Below are 18,138 nucleotides of genomic sequence, written 5' to 3' on the forward strand. Positions count from 1 at the left end.
TACTTATTTATGGATAAGTAATCAACAATTGTGCCGCGATGCATAAGCATTCTTTCACAAGAATTCATTACTTCAAGCCCCTGACTTTAGACATCTATGCTTTACTTACAATTCATCATCCATATCTAAATCTTCATCTGTCAATGTTTGTTGGGGGATAGCAGCAATAATTGCATCAATTACTTTTGCTACTGGCAAAATTTCAATGTCCAATTCGGGAAATTTTTGCCCCTTGGGTACAATTGCTCGTTTAAATCCCAGTTTTGCCGCTTCTTTTAAACGTAATTCCATTTGGGATACAGAACGCACTTGCCCTCCCAATCCCACCTCTCCAATTAATACTGTACCTGGATCGACAATGCGATCGCGGAAACTGGCTACCACAGCGATGGCAACTCCCAAATCTACTGCTGGTTCTTCTACATGTAATCCCCCGGCGGAAGCGACATAAGAATCCAACTTGGACATGGGTATACCCACCCGTTTTTCTAGTACTGCCAAAATTTGCACCAAGCGACTGTAATCTACCCCGGTGGTGGAACGTCGAGGGGAAGTGTAGCTAGTAGGACTAACCAAAGCCTGTAACTCTACCACAATTGGACGAGTTCCTTCGCAGGCTACCACAATTGCTGTACCCGGTGCGGGTTCGTCACGATTACCTAAAAATAATTCACTGGGGTTGGGTACTTCCCGCAATCCATGTTCAACCATTTCAAAGATACCGATTTCGTGGGTAGCTCCAAAACGATTTTTTACAGTACGTAATAACCTATGGGAAGCGAAGCGATCACCTTCAAAATATAACACCGTATCAACTAAGTGTTCCAAAACCTTAGGCCCTGCGATCGCTCCTTCTTTGGTAACATGTCCAACAATTAACATGGTAATATTTTCATGTTTTGCTATTTTCATTAAAGCAGCAGTACATTCCCTGACCTGAGCCACAGAGCCAGGGGCAGATGTAAGATTAGGGAAGAAAATTGTTTGAATACTATCAATAACTGTCAAGTTTGGTCGTAGAGATTCCATTTCCTTTAAAATCTCTTCTAAATTTGTTTCTGGTAGGACATATAGAGCTGTCAAATTGATATCTACGGGTTCTGATTGTGTTAATGGATCAGCATTTTTTGATACTTGCTTACCATCTGTATCATTGCTTTCCTCATTAGTTAATTTTGTTACCCCTAAACGGGATGCCCTTAATTTGATCTGTTGCCCAGATTCTTCCCCAGAAACATAAAGAATACGATAGTTTTGTGCTAGTTGATTTGATACTTGTAGTAATAAAGTAGATTTACCAATACCAGGATCACCACCAATTAATACCATAGAGCCAGGAACTACCCCACCTCCCAATACCCGATCCAATTCTCCATACCCAGAATTCCAACGCACTAATTGGCGATCGCTAATTTGATCAAATCGCACAGCCGCTCTAGGTTTAGCTGGTTTCTGATGAGATTTGCCATGTCCCGGTTTTGACTGCCAACCACTTACCATACCACTGGGCAAATCCGCGGCAGAGTGGATAGCAACTTGCTCTTCTAAGGAATTGTAAGTACCGCATGATGGGCATTTCCCAAACCATTGAGATGATTCTGCACCACATTCATTACAAACGTAATATGTTTTTGGCTTTGCCATTCTTAAATCTTATTAAATATTCTTAATTTTTACTTAATTTTTGCAGTCAGCAAAAGTCTAACAATAGTAATAGTTGTGGCGTTTTCTCAATGTATTAATGGAATGATATCTTAATATTATGATATTAAAAATTTATCATGAAAAACTTTAGTTAAGGAGCATTGAGAAATTTGGAAAGTCATAAGGAAAAAATTCTGGTGGTAGATGATGAAGCCAGTATCCGCCGTATTTTAGAAACACGGCTGTCCATGATTGGTTATGATGTAGTTACCGCAGGGGATGGCGAAGAAGCTTTGGATACATTCCACAGCACTGAACCCGATCTAGTAGTTTTGGACGTGATGATGCCAAAACTAGATGGTTACGGAGTTTGTCAAGAATTACGTAAGGAATCAGATGTCCCCATTATTATGCTTACCGCTTTGGGTGATGTTGCTGATCGGATTACAGGTTTAGAATTGGGTGCTGATGACTATGTAGTCAAGCCATTTTCTCCCAAGGAACTAGAGGCTCGCATTCGTTCTGTGTTAAGACGAGTGGATAAAATTGGAGCTTCTGGCATTCCCAGTTCCGGTGTTATTCATATTGCTAATATCAAAATTGATACCAATAAGCGTCAAGTTTATAAAGGTGATGAGCGCATTCGCTTAACTGGTATGGAATTCAGTTTACTAGAATTGCTAGTCAGCAGATCGGGAGAAGCTTTTTCTCGTTCAGAAATTTTACAGGAGGTATGGGGATATACTCCAGAACGCCACGTAGATACACGGGTAGTCGATGTGCATATATCCCGTCTACGAGCAAAGTTAGAAGATGATCCTAGTAATCCAGAACTTATTCTCACGGCAAGAGGTACAGGCTATCTGTTTCAAAGAATTATTGAACCAGGAGAAGAATGAAAGAGTGAAAGAGTGAAAGAGCATATTTGGCAGAAAAAACTACAGAGTAGGAGTTTAGACACGAGAGGGAAACTTCTCCATCCCATGAAGTGAAGAATGGGGAGTTAAACTCAACTATCTATTCATAAACCTGTAACCCATAACTCATAACTCATAACTCATATCTTTTGTAAAATATGGCTCAACCAGATCCCAATCAAGTTCTACGTCGTTTGCCTCTGGTGGTTGGTGGCTTAGGTGCTTTTCTTTTGCTAGTTAACCGCTTGTTTACGCCAGAAATCACCAATTCTCAAGCTCGAGGGGATGTGTTGGGTGTGGTGTTAAGTGCAGTATTAATATTGACAGGCTTAATTTGGCAACAGGTGCAACCAAGAACTCCTGATAGCGTAGAACTAATTGGGGAGGAAGGTTTTGATATGCTCCCAGATTTACCGCAGGCAGTGAAAACAGAATTAGCTTGGGCATCCCATTTGCTACTGACAAATACAGTGACGCGATCGCTATTGGTAATAGTTCAAGATAAAATTTTGTTGCGTCGTGGAATTCTGGGAGCTAAATCTGAGGTTAAACCAGGAACAATCTTAAAAAGAGTCCTAGAAACTCAAAAGCCAGTTTATTTAGTAGATTTAAAAGTTTATCCCGGCAAAGTCGAATTTGATTATTTGCCAGAGAATGTACAAGGAGTTATTTGTCAACCAATTGGGAAGATAGGTATATTGATTTTAGGGGCAAATGCTCCCCGCAGTTACACCAAGCAAGATGAAAGATGGATTGCGGGGATTGCTGATAAATTAGCTGTTACTCTTAGTGTCAGTTAGTTGTGAGCATTTTTGAGTGGTTAAAATATTTCTCTGGTGGAGCAAAAAGGTATCAAGCATTTTTTATAGTTAGAAAAGTTGATAACTACAAAATATATGCAAATTATCTATGGGCTACTTGTTGCTTTAATGATTGTAGGTATCATCGGTTCTGTGATTCCTGCACTTCCTGGTGCCAGTTTAATTTTAATTGCCATTATTATTTGGGGATTTGTTCAGGGTTCTTGGGCGACAATTAGCATTCCCTTGATTGTCACATTGATAGTATTACTGTTGAGTATAGGAGTTGATTTTTTAGCTGGTTACTTAGGTGCGAAAAAAGCAGGTGCTAGCAAGTGGGGACAAATTGGTGCTTTTGTCGGCTTATTCCTAGGGTTTTTCGGATTTTTGCCGGCTTTACCTTTTGGTGGTCCCCTGTTAGGAATATTGCTAGGACCATTGTTAGGAGCAATAATTGCTGAATATATTTACCGCCGCCAACTGAAGGTAGCATTTAAGGCTGGTATTGGTATTCTTGTTGGTACCGTAGTTGGCAATATTATTCAAGGATTATTAGCGATCGCTGCGGTGATTGTATTTTTGGTCACTACATGGTCACAAGTATTTGCGAGCTAAATTGAAAATGAGGAGTCGGGAGTCGGTCAGTCAGAGGCATGCAGGGAAGCAGGGAGCTCTTAGCAGGGGAGAAACCCCGTACATGAATGTAGAGAGTAGCGCGCAGAAAGGGGGTCTTCCCCATGAGCGACTGCATCAAAAAAGGAATTATTGAGAAAGATTGCTTATGCATGGCGGCACAATTATCTACTAATTTTTCCACAAATAAATTTGAGGGCTTGTATCCTTTTCTTTTTCGGTCAGAGATGATTTTTATTGGCATTGCTGAATTGGAATATGAAATTTAAAATCAAGCCTCTCAAACTCTTGTTCTCTAGATCTCTGCGCCTCTGCGTTAAACAAATTCATATCTTTATTCAGCAACGCCCAAATAATTATTAAAAATTAAATGGGTAATAAATTAAGACTTTGGAATTCCTATCTCGCTACACAAATTCGATAAAAACAGCTTTTTAATATTTCTATCTAAATCTGTGTAGCTCAGTCAATTTTAAACGTTATCTTCATCATGTTTATCAATTTAACTTAAAGCAGTATAGGTATAAAAAATATCCTTGACTTTAACAGCGTGAGAGTATAATTCCTTTTTATATAAGTTTTTAAGCCCAATCATGCTCATATTTAAATGTATTAAATAATTGTTTATTTAAATAAGTACGTAATTCGATTTTTAATTTTTAGTAAAAAAATAGTTTAATTACCGTAAATTATCAATTCCATAAATTTACGGTTTCAATAAATATATGCCATCATTGAGAATAATGATTATAGATTATTCTCAATATTAAAAATGAATTTTTTCAAGCATTTATTAATAGTTATAACAGCTACTCTGCCTATCCTAATAGATAGTCATAAGGTAGCCAAAGCCGTAACCTTTAACTTTGAATTTGCGGATGGAATCTCACAAACTTATCAAGATGCTGTTAAACAAGCGGGTGATCTTTGGGCTGCTCATCTTGAGGATGATGTCACCATCAATATTTATATCAGCTTTGGAGAATTAAATGATGGCATTGTTGCTGCAGTACGTCCTAGTATGGTACGGGCAAACTATACAGATGTCCTAAGTCAATTTGATTTGGATCAAACATCAGCAGATGATGCCACAGCATTCAATTATTTACCAACTATCCAAGCAAATAATGGGGGAATCAAGCGGCTGATTAATAAGACGGGTACTAAATATCGCTCTCACAAAGATAAAAGTGTGTCTAATCTCTGGCTTACCCGTGCCAATGCCAAGTCCCTAGGCATTATTGAAGGTAACAACATAACCACCGATGCCGAAATTCGGCTGAATAATAGTAACTCTGTCCAATGGGATTTTGATGCCAGTGATGGTATTGAATCAGATCATTACGATTTAGTCGGCACTGTGGCACATGAGCTAGGACATGCGATGGGATTTATCAGTGGTGTTGATATGTTGGATTTTAACTTTCAAAGGCAGCAATTTTACCCAGATCAAGAGTACGACTATATCACTACTATGGATCTGTTCCGCCACTCAGATAGAACAAAAGGTAAAGGCAAGATCGATTTCAGGCTTAACAAGAAGGAAAAATATTTTTCTATTGATGGAGGTACTAATAAAATTGCCGAATTTTCCAATGGTTTGTCCACACGTGGCTCCTCGGGTGGCTACCAAGCAAGCCATTGGAAATTTGGCTTGAATGGCGTGATGCAACCAAGCATTGATCCTGGTGAGATTAATTCTATCCTACCTATCGATCTCCAATTGATGGACGCAATTGGTTGGGACTTGAACTCAGACAGCGAGATTAATTACCTGGAATCATCGGTTGATTACATCATTAGTGAAGACAACTTGCATCTTCCCATGACTCGAAGTTTACCAGGACATCATAGTAGCGGTTTCAGCTTTTGGTAACAGGGTTCAGTATCTCCTTCTGGTAAAGAAAGAGCTAATATGATTTAATTTCTGAATAAAATTCTGTTTCTGTATCATTTGTGTAGCTGATTCGATTTAAAGTCGACTATTTTTTGGAGAAATCATGAAATATTTTAACCAACCAAGAATACTTACCATACTTATAAAGATAATCGCCATACCTAAAATGGAATTTTTTACTTGCCAATTTTCACCAGTTTGATTTGATAATACAACCTCTACCATAATTGGCGGTAATAAGATGAAACCTGGCATAATAAATAAAATATAGTATGTAACTTTAGGACGGACAATACTTGTAATTAACGCTAGAATTATTCCCAAAGGTATAAAAGTTAAAATATAATATAATCCATTATAAATGGTTTGATAGGATCTATTTAAATAGATATCCCAAGGATTACTAATAGCAGCTAAACAGTTGAAAAGAGCAAATCCAGGATTTAAATTAAATGTATATCCATTACTAAGACTGTCGATATAAAATTTCAGAATCGAGCCATTATAAGTAATGATCAGGTGATGGCTTTTATTATTATTTAATACATCTGGGATAACCATTTGTGGGTTAGTGCCATTATTTCCCATAATTGGTGTTCGCAATCTTAATACTAGATCTGACCCATCCTGTCCTAAAGTCAAATTACGCTGATCATGGTCTTTCGAGATTGAAATAATCCTAGCTGGTCCAGTTTGAGATATTTGTGCTGTAGCAAATGTAGTAAGTAAGTCGGCACAATAAAACCAAACTATGTGAAGAATAGTAAATAAGCCTAAAACCCTTGTTCCCCCTGCTCCCTGCTCCCTGCCCCCTGCCTTATCCAAACGATAATTTTTTACGCCAACCTACTTACTCAGAGTAAATTGCGAACTACGGCGAATTTTGTCTGTAATTGAACTGACTGAAAATGAAGTTTTTAGCCAGTTACGGGAATCAATAAAAGCACCTGTGGTCTCTTCAGTTTTACCAGATTCTCCTTGCCAAGATAGAGTCGGTGAATTTCCAGTTTTATCACTAAAGTTATCCTTACCTATAAATTTATAAGCAGCTATTAAAGCAGTATCATTATCTGACAGTAACTTGTTTTGCGAAAAGGCATTTTCCACTTCTATCGGAGAGATACTTCGATCTGCGATCACTAATTCATAAATATTACCTCGCCAAGGTCTATCTCCTGTTCCTTCATTCCCAATATGTAAAAAAAGCCGATTATCCCAATTACTCAAACTGGTAATAATTGGTAAATTAGCAGCGATTATTAAACAAAAAATTGTGTATGTAATTCCTGCTAAAATTGTTGTTTTTATAGATAGTGAATTACGAATTTTTTCTAGGAAGAGCCAAATAGAATTAATGATTTTATATTTCCAAATATGGAAACATAAAAATCCTAATAATCCACCTATACTGTTGTTAACGATATCAGCTATTGTCGTTGATCTAGAAGGTAACAATATTTGGAGGAATTCTACTGTAAAAGATAAACCAGAACTGGCTATAAAAATAATTAATATTAACTCAATAATATTTTTTCTATATTTGTTAATTACGTTACTTAAACCAAATCCAAAAGGGATAAATAGTAAGACATTATTTACAGAATCAGTTAAATCAGTTTTATGGCGGAATGCATAACTAATATTGGTAATTTCAGGAATGAGTTTTTGGGAAAAATTAAAAGGGAATAAGGTCGCAAATAATATAACCGCAGTACTCAAAATAACTATTATCGGAGATAATTTGTCAAATAAATCGTACAAATAAGAGATTGAGAGTTGATGGTTTTTTACTATCTTTTTCATAAAAAATATATATAACAATAATTATTTCTCTAGCCTATAATAACTAATTATTTTTTATTTGAAATCTATCATTATGAAGATAAGCTATAAGTTTATTTTATAACACATCATTTTTTTGATCATTGAGAATTAAACATAAATATTATAATTAGGATCTAAATATTGAAATAATTATCACTTTATTAAAAATGATAATCGTGACAATATTTTGTAATGTTTTACACAATAAAACATTACGTCTGGTCTGAATTAAAAACGTTTTTTTATTGCGAAGGTTTTGATACTTTCCAAAAACCTTAATTTTTGGATTACTAAGGCGATTACAATAGTTTCAGCGATCAATTCACACTAAGTATACATTTCAAAATTGTGCGACTTCATCATTTCTTCATCAAATCTTAACCAGATTCATAAAAAGTTGCGATCGCCATTTATTTTAAAATTGAATTACCGAACATGGGGATTTATTTTGATTGCCAATACGATATACCTATTGCACAATTAAGAATGTGATTCCAAGCACAACCTGATTGAGGTGATTAATCTCTAGGAAATTTTTCATTTGTCTGCTGTTCTTGAGGAATTAAGATAATATGTTCAGTATTTATGCTGCAAGTCTAATATTTAGATTTAGATAATTTCCATAATTCACGGATTAGGGATGATAATCCTTGCTATATAATACTGAACAAGGCTGATAGTGAGGATGTGAAAGCTGTGCGTGATGATTTGCAGGGTTTAGAGATTACTCCACAAGAATTGCGATATCTCACCAATTTACCTGTTAAATATGAGCGACCAAATATTACAAGGCATTTTCAAAAAAAATGTAGGCTGTGGATTAATAAAATTAAAGGCTCAGAGGGCCCCACAGCTTTATTTTTGGGATTATCTTTATGTGTAGTAATATATTTATTTTTAGGATTAGTTATTAATTTATTGGCTATCTGGTTCCCTTTACCTCCAATGCCATCATGGATATTAATAATATTATCGGGGGGCTTATTTTTTTATGTAACTAAACTATTTTTATATTTAGTCTGGAAGCATAACAAAAAAATGGTGAATACTAACATGAACCCATCTTTAGAAGTTCTATTAAAGGATGTTGATAGATACAATGCTGTAATTAAAGCAATTGATATTAATGATAGAATCGAAGCAGTAGGTAATACAGAAGTTATTATTCAAGATAGGGAGCGAGTTACTGCAGCTTTAGAAATGGCACGGATAGATTTAGTTAAGGCATTAAAAACTGAAAAAATTTTAAGAGAAAATCAAAAATTTATCATTAGCAACCATGATCTATTTACAGATAATCTGACAAATTTAACAGCAACATATGTAACTGAAAAAGCTGCTGAACATGGGAAATTTCTCAATGAAGCATTACAGATTGCCCTCGAAGTTCAAGATGAAATGAGAAAATTACAACGTCACCGTTAAATTTGGTATGACTACATAGAAATAAGATGATTTTTGCACCTATGTGACCTATAAGTGAGTCTTGTTAAATATCTGTAGGAAACGAAGTTTAAATTTTGGTCTAGACAGGAAACAGAAAATAAGGAAAAATTATATAAAACTGAATATTAAATGAATATATCAAAATTTACATATGGGGAGGCAGCAACTCAGTTTTTTGTCGATTTCTATGGTTACAACCAATAATTTTTTCTCAAAACCAGGTTATTTGGGATTCTATATTTAAATTATTTTGCTTTTCTAACTGACCTCATACCGATTTTTAATGGATAGATCCAACTTCAGATTAGAATTGAAGATAAAAAATATATGTCAAACTCTAGGAAAAGCTGATATAAAGGAAACTAGTAGAATGAATTGGCAAGAGATATCTGGTAACTGGGTGATTTTACCCCACAATCCCATTGGTATTATCCATTTCTTAGGTGGTGCATTTGTGGGTTCCGCTCCTCATGTCACCTATCGCTTGTTATTAGAATACCTCGCGGCGAAGGGGTTTATTGTCATTGCGACTTCATTTGTAAACACTCTGGATCATATTACGATTGCGAAGCAAGTTCTGCTGAACTTTGAAAGGGCTTTGGTACGCTTGGAGGATAGATCCATCATTGGTAAAGGCTATCTTCCTATTTACGGTGTGGGACACAGTATGGGTTGTAAACTGCACTTACTTATTGGTAGCCTTTTCTCTGTGAATAGGGCTGGTAATATCCTGATATCATTCAATAACTATGCAGCTAGTGATGCTATTCCCCTGGTAGAACAATTAAACTCTACACTGGAGATTGAATTTATCCCTACTCCCCAGGAAACAAACAAACTTGTGCAAGAAAATTACAATGTCCGTCGCAACCTATTAGTAAAATTTAGTAACGACACCATAGATCAGTCAACGACTTTAAGGGAAATACTAGATAAACGGTTTCCAGGTATGGTAACAGCGCAAACTTTACAAGGGAGCCATCTGACACCTATAGGTCAAGATGTAAGTTGGAAACCAGGTAGGGAATTTAATCCTTTAGATGCTATAGGACAATGGTTTAAGCAAGAAGTATATCGCGATTTAAATAAGTTAAAATCTACTATGATTTTGTGGCTCAATCCAATTTCAGAGCTAGAAATGTAGGATAGATAAAATATAGAAAAAATATTATTGGACATCAGAACACAAATGAAAAATAACCCATCATAATCCCTTTCCCATTATCTTTATTAATACCGATTTACCTAATTTATATGTTTAAAATTCTCGTTATTGATGATGATATGGCAGTCCAAATACTGCTCAAAAGAATGCTGGAAAAGGAGGGGTATGAAGTCATTGCTGTTAGTAATGGTAAAGATGGCATAGAAGCCGCAATTGCTTCTCCACCAGCAATGATTATTTGTGATTGGATGATGCCAGGGTTAACTGGAATTGACGTATGTCGTTATATCAAGAATGTCCCTTATTTATCTACTACCTTTTTTATTCTGTTAACATCCTTAGATTCCATTGCTGATCGTGTTAAAGGATTGGATGCTGGTGCTGATGATTTTATCACTAAACCAATAGAAAAAAATGAGTTACGAGCTAGAGTTAGAGCTGGATTACGTTTGCATCAATTAAGCCAGGATCTGCAAAACCAAAAGAAACTTTTAGAAACAGAATTGACGGAAGCAGCAGATTACGTCATGTCTCTGTTACCACCGCCAATGAAATCTCCATTAAAGATTGATTTTCGGTTTATTCCTTCTCGACAGTTGGGTGGTGATTGTTTTGATTATTACTGGTTGGATTCAGAATATTTAGCCATTTATCTTCTCGATACTGCTGGACATGGATTGAGAGCCACTCTTTTAGCTATTTCTGTTTTTAATTTATTGCGATCGCGGGCATTAAAAGGGTTAAATTATTATCAACCAAGTGAGGTATTAACAGCTCTCAATGAAACTTTCCCGATGAATTATCAGAATGATAAATATTTCACTATCTGGTATGGTGTTTATCACTTATCTCAACAAAAATTAGTTTATGCTAGTGCAGGTCATCCACCAGCGATATTATTTTCTGATACTGATAATTTTCCTTTGGTACATCGATTAAGAACTCCTGGTATGCCTATTGGAATGTTCTCCGGTGCACAATATACTGATGCTACTTGTAAAATAGAAAAAGACAGTAGTCTGTATATTTTTAGTGACGGTGCTTATGAAATTACCAAATCAGATGGAAATATTTGGGGTTTAGATGCTTTTATTCAGACCCTGATAGACCTATCGAAAAATTCTAATTGTCAACTAGAACAAGTTATTAGATTCTTAATTCATTCTAATTTAAAACCATCTTTTGAAGATGATTTATCTATACTAAAAATGCAGTTTAATTAACTGCGAGAAAGTACTGATTGATAAAATTGATCTTGATTGGCAAATATTGTAAATACCTTATCCATACCAGTAAGTTCAAACAATATTTTAATTTGTTCATTCACAGAGCAAATAAATAGTTGGTTCTCGGCTGCTCGCAATCCTTTAAATGCTAACACTAAAGCCCCCAATCCAGAGCTATCCATAAAAGTCACATCTGCAAAATCTACCAAGATTATTTTGATTCCATTGTCAACACATTCGGTAATTTGCGATCGCAACTCTTGTGATGTAGTTGCATCTAAAATCCCACTTGGTTTAATAACTTGAGTTTTATCTTGATCCATAAATAATATTCATAATTTTCAGTTTGGCTTTTCCCAAAGACAATCATTATACAATCTTAATGATTATGATCTACAACTCTGAACACAAGTCAGCCCCAACTCTTATTCAGTGACACTCCTACACTTCTGTTCGAGTCAGTGTAGGCTTCTGGCGGATTACTCCTTCCAAAAATTCGTTCGTGGTACTCCAATTGTTTCCCACTACCGCAGTTTTAAGTCAGGCGCGTGTCCCTCCCGACTTGGATAGGTAAAATCAGGCACCGATACGGGTGAAGTTAACCAAACTTATTGTATCAAACTCATGCAATATTTTGCTTGTTTCCTCCATGTCTTCCTTCCTCGCCTACGGCATTAGACAGGACTTACCTTGGCTCGATAGAGTAATTTATTACCTTTTCTGTAGCCAGTGTAACGTACCTTAACTATCTCTCCCGGTGCTAAAGTGCCATCCATTAATTGATGCTTTTGGGGATTATATGGTACTTCTGCTCCCACAACAGCAATCGCTTCCATTCCCCAGGCTTGTAATAGCTGATCTAAGGGTTTTTGCACCAAAGGTATAATTTTAACTGCTGGTAGTTGGGGATTCTCCTGAGCCTTATATGCGGCTGTAGGGAACTGTAAAAATAAAGACTCCAGTATTTGCAATATGGATTGCTGGAATTCTTGTTGTAATAATTCTTGCTGTTGGGCTAATTGCTGTTGCGATCGCTGGTACTCGGTTTGTAAATCTGCTATCTGTTGTAATAATTCTGGATTTGCTGATTTTGTACCATTCTCCAATTTGACCCCAGAAAAATTATCCACTAATTCACTCAATGATATATTCAATACTGAAGATAGCTGCAATAAGGGATCTAAGCGCATTTTCTCTATCTTTCCCCGTCGCAGCTGTAATATTTGACGTTCAGAAATGCCAGATTTACGACTCAGTTCTCTGAAACTCGCAACACCCACTTGTTGCATTAACTCCCGTAACCTTTGAGTAAAATCAGTGTTGGACATTTTGCAAATTGAAGATTTACCAACCAGGGAAGCAAGGGAATGAAGAGAAACAAATCTCACACAATCTATTCCTGATCCAATTTTTACTTCATCCCCTCTCCCCTCATCTTTATTCTTCCAGTAAACTCCTCAACATCCAAGCAGTTTTTTCATGTACTTGCATTCGTTGAGTCAATAAATCTGCTGTGGGTTCATCGTTAGCTCTTTCTACTGCGGGAAAGATAGAACGGGCTGTTCGGACTACGGCTTCTTGTCCTTCCACCAATAAACGGATCATTTCTTTGGCTTTGGGAACCCCTGGAGTTTCCGGAATGGAGGTTAGCTGGGCATATTCGCCATAGGTTCCCGGTGCGGGATAGCCTAGTGAGCGAATTCTTTCAGCCACTAAATCTACAGCTAAAGCTAACTCTGTATACTGGGTTTCAAACATTAAGTGCAATGTCTGAAACATTGGTCCTGTTACGTTCCAATGAAAATTGTGAGTTTTTAGATACAAAGAATAGGTGTCTGCTAACAAACGAGATAGTCCTTCGGCTATTTCCCTACGCTCCCGTTCTTCAATGCCGATGTTGACGGGTAGAGATGCTCCTGTCTGACTTGCCATAATCTACTCCTAATTGGTGCTTAAATTTAAAAGAAATTAATTACATTAAATAACTACTATGCTAAGTGCATTCTCAATACACTTTTGGGTGCTTTCCTAATTCTGGCGAGGATAGTTTCTTTACCTAAACGCTGACAAGCTTCATAGCGATGACATCCTGAAAATCCGTAGTATTGCCCATCTACTTCTAAAACATCAATGGGTTCTTGTTGTCCAATTTCCCTAATGGATTCCATTAAGGCTTCCACCTTGTGCGGATCGTTTTGCCTTGGTAAGGGTCGCCGAATTTGGTGTAATGGAATTTGTTCTACCCTGACCATCACAGCTCCTCCTTAAACTGTAGTATTTTATCCTTAAATAAATCATACTCATTATGAGTTTATTTAGCAACTAAATCCAAAAACACAGTGCTATTATGGGGAAAACGCCACACTTAAGCTACATCAATATTTAGCACTGTTAGTAGAATATATTTTCATGAATATCCCGTTCAGGTCTTTTTCTGGCACTGCGATCGCAATTTTCTGTTGGTTTGGGTTGGTGGGGGCACCAAGTCTAGGGGCAAAACAATCAGATGTGGAGCTGAAGATCGGTATAGTGCAGCGATTTGGCAGTCAAGTCAAGGACAAATTACAATTACTACCGGCTAAAGGCGATCGCTTGCAATTGGAATTTAAACAAGGTAATGGACGAAAAAGGTTAGTTACGGCTAATCCGGTGCAGTTAGAAATTGGTAAACAAACTTTATCTAAACCAGTATTAGACGAAAGGGTCGTTCTAGGAACTTTCCGTACCTTTGAAACTGCTGAAGATAATGCGAAAAAATGGCGTGAACAAGGGATTGAGGTAGAAATAGCCCAACCGGAACGCTGGCAAGTATGGGCAAAAAGGGATGTTTACAATAGTCCTTTACTCAGACGGTTTTTACTGGAAAGTGTGCAAGCTGCTGGTCAAAAAACATCATATATAGATAGTAAAATTTTAAAACAAGTACCCTTAGTCAGTTGGGTAGTCAATGGTTATCGCTACAACCGCGATCGCTTAAAAATTAGTAGTGGTAAAAATTTAATTTTTGTTAGACAAGGGAAGAAGGTAAAAAACCCTCGTCTTTATGGTGGTAAATTGGCAATTCAACCAAACGCTTATGGTAATTACACCCTAGTCAACCATGTACCCTTAGAAACATATTTGCGGGGGGTTGTACCCTATGAGATCGGTACCAATGCCCCCATGGCATCCCTAGAAGCACAGACCATCATTGCCCGGACTTATGCTCTGAGGAATTTACGTAGGTTTGAAGTTGATGGGTATGAATTATGCGCGGATACTCACTGTCAGGTTTACTATGGACTATATGGAACTTCCAGTAGTACGGATCAAGCGATCGCTACTACTAAAGGTATGGTATTAACCTATGAGAATCAATTAGTAGATGCCTTATACGCTTCCACTACTGGGGGAGTAACAGCTGCTTTTAGTAATGTGTGGGAAGGGGAAGACCGACCTTATTTAAAACCAGTTGTGGATGCTCCTAGTAATATTTGGGACTTATCTACCAATAGTTTGTCTTCAGAAAAGAACTTCCGACGATTTATCAGTATAAAAAAAGGATTCAATGAAAGCGAGTGGAGTATGTTCCGTTGGCGTAGGGAAAGCAAGATCGAAAATATTACCAAAGGCTTGCAAAAGTTTATGAAGGTTAAAAATAGTCCCTATGCCAAATTTAAAAAACTGCGAGGAATGCAGGTAGTGGAGCGCAGTCAAGGAGGACGCATTCTCAAACTAGCAGTCAAAACTGACATTGGCACTTTTCATTTACACAAAGATGAAGTTCGCAGTGCCTTCTTTGCCCCTAAAAGTACTTTATTTTATCTACAACCCCTAAACAAAGGTAAACCTGGATTATGGGGATATGCTTTTATTGGTGGAGGATTAGGACATGGAGTTGGTTTAAGCCAAACTGGAGCCCAAAACTTAGCTAAACTAGGTTGGTCAAGCCAGGAAATTCTCCAGTTTTATTATCCGGGTACTCAAATTAACCCACTGAGTGAAATCCAGAAACAGTGAATTTAAGTTAAGGCAGGAACATTAATTATTTGTTCCTGCTTTAAACTAAATCTAAGTTATATATATTTTTTGCTAAATCATTGTTTTAGCAAACAGAATACACAGAGCAGAAGCTATTTATGTGAATCTGTTTCCTCTACTGTTTCATGCACCTATTTATTAACTCTTGGTGACTCTGGTAAGAGAAAGTTTTTAGGTGCTGGGAACATTTCTAGTAGAGTTCTTCCTCTTGGTGAGTTAAGATGGTGCAATCAGAGCTTGGATAAGCAACGCAGGTTAATACATATCCTTTTTCGATTTGGTCATCATCTAAGAAAGATTGGTCGGATTGATCAACAGTACCAGCTGTGACTTTACCAGCACATGTGGAACAAGCACCAGCACGGCAGGAATAAGGCAGATCCAGACCTTCGTCTTCTGCTGCATCTAAAATGTAGGTCTCGCTATCGACTTCAATAGTTTTGTTTAAACCTTCATTTTCGTTGATGAGTGTTACTTTGTAAGTTGCCATTTTATTTTCCTCTCTTTTGCCAGCGGCAGTATGCAGTATTAAGCTATCTTCAAGCAATTACCACGGCATATCTGATTGATGAGCCGTTCATTAAAATTTGCTTCAATTCTGATACTACGAGAAAAATAGCCGGATGCAACTAGAAAATCGCTCTGATTGACCAAGGATTAGTAATGAAATTTAGTTCCTGAATATAGATAAGTTTTTTTTATTGAAAAAAGGCTGTAAATCCCTACATCATCAAAAATAGTTATAGTTATCTTTGGAAAAACCTATTTTACCAATCAATCATCTCGGCTTCTTCGTTGTGATTCTTGAGTGCAAAAATTTTATATTTATATAACTACGCAATTAGGGCGCGGACATTGTTGCACTCCCAAACCCATGAGCAGTAAACTTATTACTCCTTCGGAGTTCACCATTTGCTTTATGCCGGGGAACCCCTATGGGTTGCGCCACTTGCTTTATGCCGGGAAACCCGTCCACCGCAATGGCTTACCGTCCACCGCAATGGTTCACTTATTACTTGCCCATAGGACTATATGTATACATCTACGACACCATATAAAGGTTCAAAAATTAGGGTCGGTTTAGTTGGTATTGGATATGCAGCGAAAACAAGGGCAAAGGCATTACACAGTGATGAAATTGCCGTTAAAGCTCAACTCGTGGCTGTTTGCGGCCATTCTCCCGAAAAAACTATTGCCTTTGCCCAAGAATTTAATTGTACAGCGATCGCAACTTGGGAGGAGCTAGTTAACCTAGCAGACATTGATTTAGTCATTATCTCTACTATTAATCGAGATCATGGAGCGATCGCTAAAGCAGCTCTTTCTCAGAATAAACACGTAATTGTTGAGTATCCTCTAGCTCTAGATGTAGGGGAAGCTGAGGAAATTATAACTCTTGCTGAAACCCAAAAAAGACTTCTCCATGTGGAACATATTGAAATGCTAGGAGGAGTTCATCAAGCTTTAAAACAAAATTTACCTCATATCGGTCAACTATTTTATGCTCGTTACAGCACCATCAAATCCCAGTTACCATCACCCCGTAAATGGAGTTACCATCACCAAATGTTCGGTTTTCCTTTGATGGCTGCCCTTTCTCGCGTCCATCGTCTGGTAGATTTGTTTGGTCAAGTTTTGACGGTTAATTGTCACACCCGATTTTGGCCAATAGATAGGGAATATTACCAAAGCTGCATCTGTGTTGCCCAATTGCAATTTGAAAGTGGATTATTAGGGCAAATAACCTATGGTAAAGGGGAAACTCTGTGGCACAGTGAACGTAAATTTGAAGTTCATGGCGCAAATGGAGGGATTATTATCAATGGTGAGACAGGAGCTTTATTGCAGCCAGAAAAAAGCATCCCCATAGAAATTGCCAGTCGCCGGGGCTTATTTGCTAAAGATACAGGGATGGTTTTAGAACACCTGATTCGTAAAACTCCCTTATATATTACCCCTCAAGCAAGTTTGTATACCCTGAAAGTTGCTGATGCCGCTAGACGTTCCGCACAAACAGGGCTAATGGTAAATATGGCTTAATATTACTTTACAGATACAGCATCAACATCAACAGTATTACCTGTAGATGTATCGACTTCAGCAGTCGCATTAGCTACAGCTTCCCCAGTGGATTGACCTTGGCGTGATTTAAAACTATCAATTACTAAAGTAGAAACTTCAGTCACCAATAATGTTAATAAAAACACATCATCCACTTGTCCTAAAATAGGAATTACGTCAGGGGCGATGTCAATAGGACTAATTAAATACACCATAGTTCCTAAAATTACCCACCACCGATACTTAGGATGACGGAGCAAATTACGATACCATGCGTAAATAGATTGAATAGAAAACTTCATGACATTAACCTCTAGTTATCTTTAATTTTGGCAAATTATGCCCTAAACTTCCTGTGGGAATAACCGCACTAATCGCTCTGGAAAATGCTACCAATATAACCTGAAGCTATTCCCTAACTATTGGTATTTCCACAATAATAAAAATAGTGCGTTTAACTCAAAAGTCAGGTACTTAGGGATTTTTGCATCAGCAATGGATAGAG

The 18,138-nt window shown here is 37.2% G+C and carries 19 protein-coding genes; 10 read left to right on the top strand and 9 right to left on the bottom strand.

Annotated elements, in window-relative coordinates; translation table 11 throughout:
- Positions 1–105: 105 nt before the first annotated feature.
- Positions 106–1,644 (bottom strand): DNA repair protein RadA, encoded by a 1,539-nt coding sequence (radA, locus tag CALSC_RS08250; protein ID WP_088240888.1) that lies wholly within the window; start codon positions 1,642–1,644, stop codon positions 106–108.
- Between the two features lie 170 nt (positions 1,645–1,814).
- Here radA and rpaB point away from each other — a divergent pair, with 170 nt between their 5' ends.
- The 5 genes from rpaB (at position 1,815) to CALSC_RS08270 (ending at position 5,870) form a co-directional block, all read left to right on the top strand.
- Positions 1,815–2,543 (top strand): response regulator transcription factor RpaB, encoded by a 729-nt coding sequence (rpaB, locus tag CALSC_RS08255; protein ID WP_088240889.1) that lies wholly within the window; start codon positions 1,815–1,817, stop codon positions 2,541–2,543.
- A gap of 176 nt (positions 2,544–2,719) precedes the next feature.
- On the top strand, positions 2,720–3,361 hold the full coding sequence (locus CALSC_RS08260; RefSeq protein ID WP_088240890.1) for a cofactor assembly of complex C subunit B: 642 nt from the start codon (positions 2,720–2,722) through the stop codon (positions 3,359–3,361).
- Positions 3,362–3,457: 96 nt separating this feature from the next.
- On the top strand, positions 3,458–3,976 hold the full coding sequence (locus CALSC_RS08265; protein ID WP_088240891.1) for a DUF456 domain-containing protein: 519 nt from the start codon (positions 3,458–3,460) through the stop codon (positions 3,974–3,976).
- 122 nt (positions 3,977–4,098) lie between these two features.
- A complete protein-coding gene (locus tag CALSC_RS26360; RefSeq protein WP_159460585.1) occupies positions 4,099–4,263 on the top strand; it encodes a hypothetical protein in 165 nt (54 codons plus the stop codon).
- Between the two features lie 503 nt (positions 4,264–4,766).
- Positions 4,767–5,870 carry an NF038122 family metalloprotease gene (locus CALSC_RS08270; RefSeq protein ID WP_088240892.1) on the top strand — a complete coding sequence of 368 codons (1,104 nt, stop codon included), beginning with the start codon at positions 4,767–4,769 and terminating at the stop codon, positions 5,868–5,870.
- A 96-nt stretch (positions 5,871–5,966) separates the two neighbouring features.
- Here the strand turns inward: CALSC_RS08270 and CALSC_RS08275 are convergent, their stop codons facing one another.
- Together CALSC_RS08275 and CALSC_RS08280 are read right to left on the bottom strand one after the other, a co-directional pair.
- Positions 5,967–6,716 (bottom strand): LamG domain-containing protein, encoded by a 750-nt coding sequence (locus CALSC_RS08275; RefSeq protein ID WP_088240893.1) that lies wholly within the window; start codon positions 6,714–6,716, stop codon positions 5,967–5,969.
- 21 nt (positions 6,717–6,737) lie between these two features.
- Complete coding sequence (locus CALSC_RS08280) at positions 6,738–7,694, bottom strand: VanZ family protein (protein ID WP_088240894.1); 957 nt, start codon at positions 7,692–7,694, stop codon at positions 6,738–6,740.
- 708 nt (positions 7,695–8,402) lie between these two features.
- Between CALSC_RS08280 and CALSC_RS08285 the strand changes: the two genes are divergently transcribed.
- The 3 genes from CALSC_RS08285 to CALSC_RS08295 all read left to right on the top strand — a co-directional run bounded on the left by CALSC_RS08285 (position 8,403) and on the right by CALSC_RS08295 (position 11,549).
- Positions 8,403–9,140, top strand: a complete 738-nt coding sequence (locus tag CALSC_RS08285; RefSeq protein WP_327331219.1) for a hypothetical protein — start codon at positions 8,403–8,405, stop codon at positions 9,138–9,140.
- Between the two features lie 391 nt (positions 9,141–9,531).
- Positions 9,532–10,305, top strand: a complete 774-nt coding sequence (locus CALSC_RS08290) for a DUF1350 family protein (RefSeq protein WP_088240896.1) — start codon at positions 9,532–9,534, stop codon at positions 10,303–10,305.
- 110 nt (positions 10,306–10,415) lie between these two features.
- Positions 10,416–11,549, top strand: a complete 1,134-nt coding sequence (locus CALSC_RS08295; protein WP_088240897.1) for a PP2C family protein-serine/threonine phosphatase — start codon at positions 10,416–10,418, stop codon at positions 11,547–11,549.
- On the opposite strand, the gene CALSC_RS08300 is transcribed toward CALSC_RS08295, so the two are convergent.
- From CALSC_RS08300 to CALSC_RS08315, 4 genes are all read right to left on the bottom strand, one after another.
- Positions 11,546–11,875: an STAS domain-containing protein gene (locus CALSC_RS08300; protein ID WP_088240898.1), complete on the bottom strand. Its 330-nt coding sequence runs from the start codon at positions 11,873–11,875 to the stop codon at positions 11,546–11,548. The genes CALSC_RS08295 and CALSC_RS08300 overlap by 4 nt on opposite strands.
- Positions 11,876–12,226: 351 nt before the next feature.
- Complete coding sequence (gene grpE / locus CALSC_RS08305; RefSeq protein WP_088240899.1) at positions 12,227–12,880, bottom strand: nucleotide exchange factor GrpE; 654 nt, start codon at positions 12,878–12,880, stop codon at positions 12,227–12,229.
- A gap of 109 nt (positions 12,881–12,989) precedes the next feature.
- Complete coding sequence (locus tag CALSC_RS08310; RefSeq protein ID WP_088240900.1) at positions 12,990–13,484, bottom strand: Dps family protein; 495 nt, start codon at positions 13,482–13,484, stop codon at positions 12,990–12,992.
- 56 nt (positions 13,485–13,540) lie between these two features.
- Positions 13,541–13,804 carry a ParB N-terminal domain-containing protein gene (locus CALSC_RS08315; RefSeq protein ID WP_088240901.1) on the bottom strand — a complete coding sequence of 88 codons (264 nt, stop codon included), beginning with the start codon at positions 13,802–13,804 and terminating at the stop codon, positions 13,541–13,543.
- A 157-nt stretch (positions 13,805–13,961) separates the two neighbouring features.
- Between CALSC_RS08315 and CALSC_RS08320 the strand changes: the two genes are divergently transcribed.
- Complete coding sequence (locus CALSC_RS08320; RefSeq protein WP_088240902.1) at positions 13,962–15,551, top strand: SpoIID/LytB domain-containing protein; 1,590 nt, start codon at positions 13,962–13,964, stop codon at positions 15,549–15,551.
- A gap of 211 nt (positions 15,552–15,762) precedes the next feature.
- Here the strand turns inward: CALSC_RS08320 and CALSC_RS08325 are convergent, their stop codons facing one another.
- A complete protein-coding gene (locus CALSC_RS08325) occupies positions 15,763–16,062 on the bottom strand; it encodes a ferredoxin (RefSeq protein WP_088240932.1) in 300 nt (99 codons plus the stop codon).
- 542 nt (positions 16,063–16,604) lie between these two features.
- Between CALSC_RS08325 and CALSC_RS08330 the strand changes: the two genes are divergently transcribed.
- The gene (locus tag CALSC_RS08330) at positions 16,605–17,612 is read left to right on the top strand and encodes a Gfo/Idh/MocA family protein (RefSeq protein WP_088240903.1); all 1,008 of its coding nucleotides are present in this window, start codon (positions 16,605–16,607) and stop codon (positions 17,610–17,612) included.
- 2 nt (positions 17,613–17,614) lie between these two features.
- On the opposite strand, the gene CALSC_RS08335 is transcribed toward CALSC_RS08330, so the two are convergent.
- Complete coding sequence (locus tag CALSC_RS08335; RefSeq protein WP_088240904.1) at positions 17,615–17,935, bottom strand: YkvA family protein; 321 nt, start codon at positions 17,933–17,935, stop codon at positions 17,615–17,617.
- Between the last annotated feature and the right edge of the window lie 203 nt (positions 17,936–18,138).

The organism is Calothrix rhizosoleniae SC01 (assembly GCF_900185595.1).
GTDB classification, from domain to species: Bacteria; Cyanobacteriota; Cyanobacteriia; order Cyanobacteriales; family Nostocaceae; genus Calothrix_A; species Calothrix_A rhizosoleniae.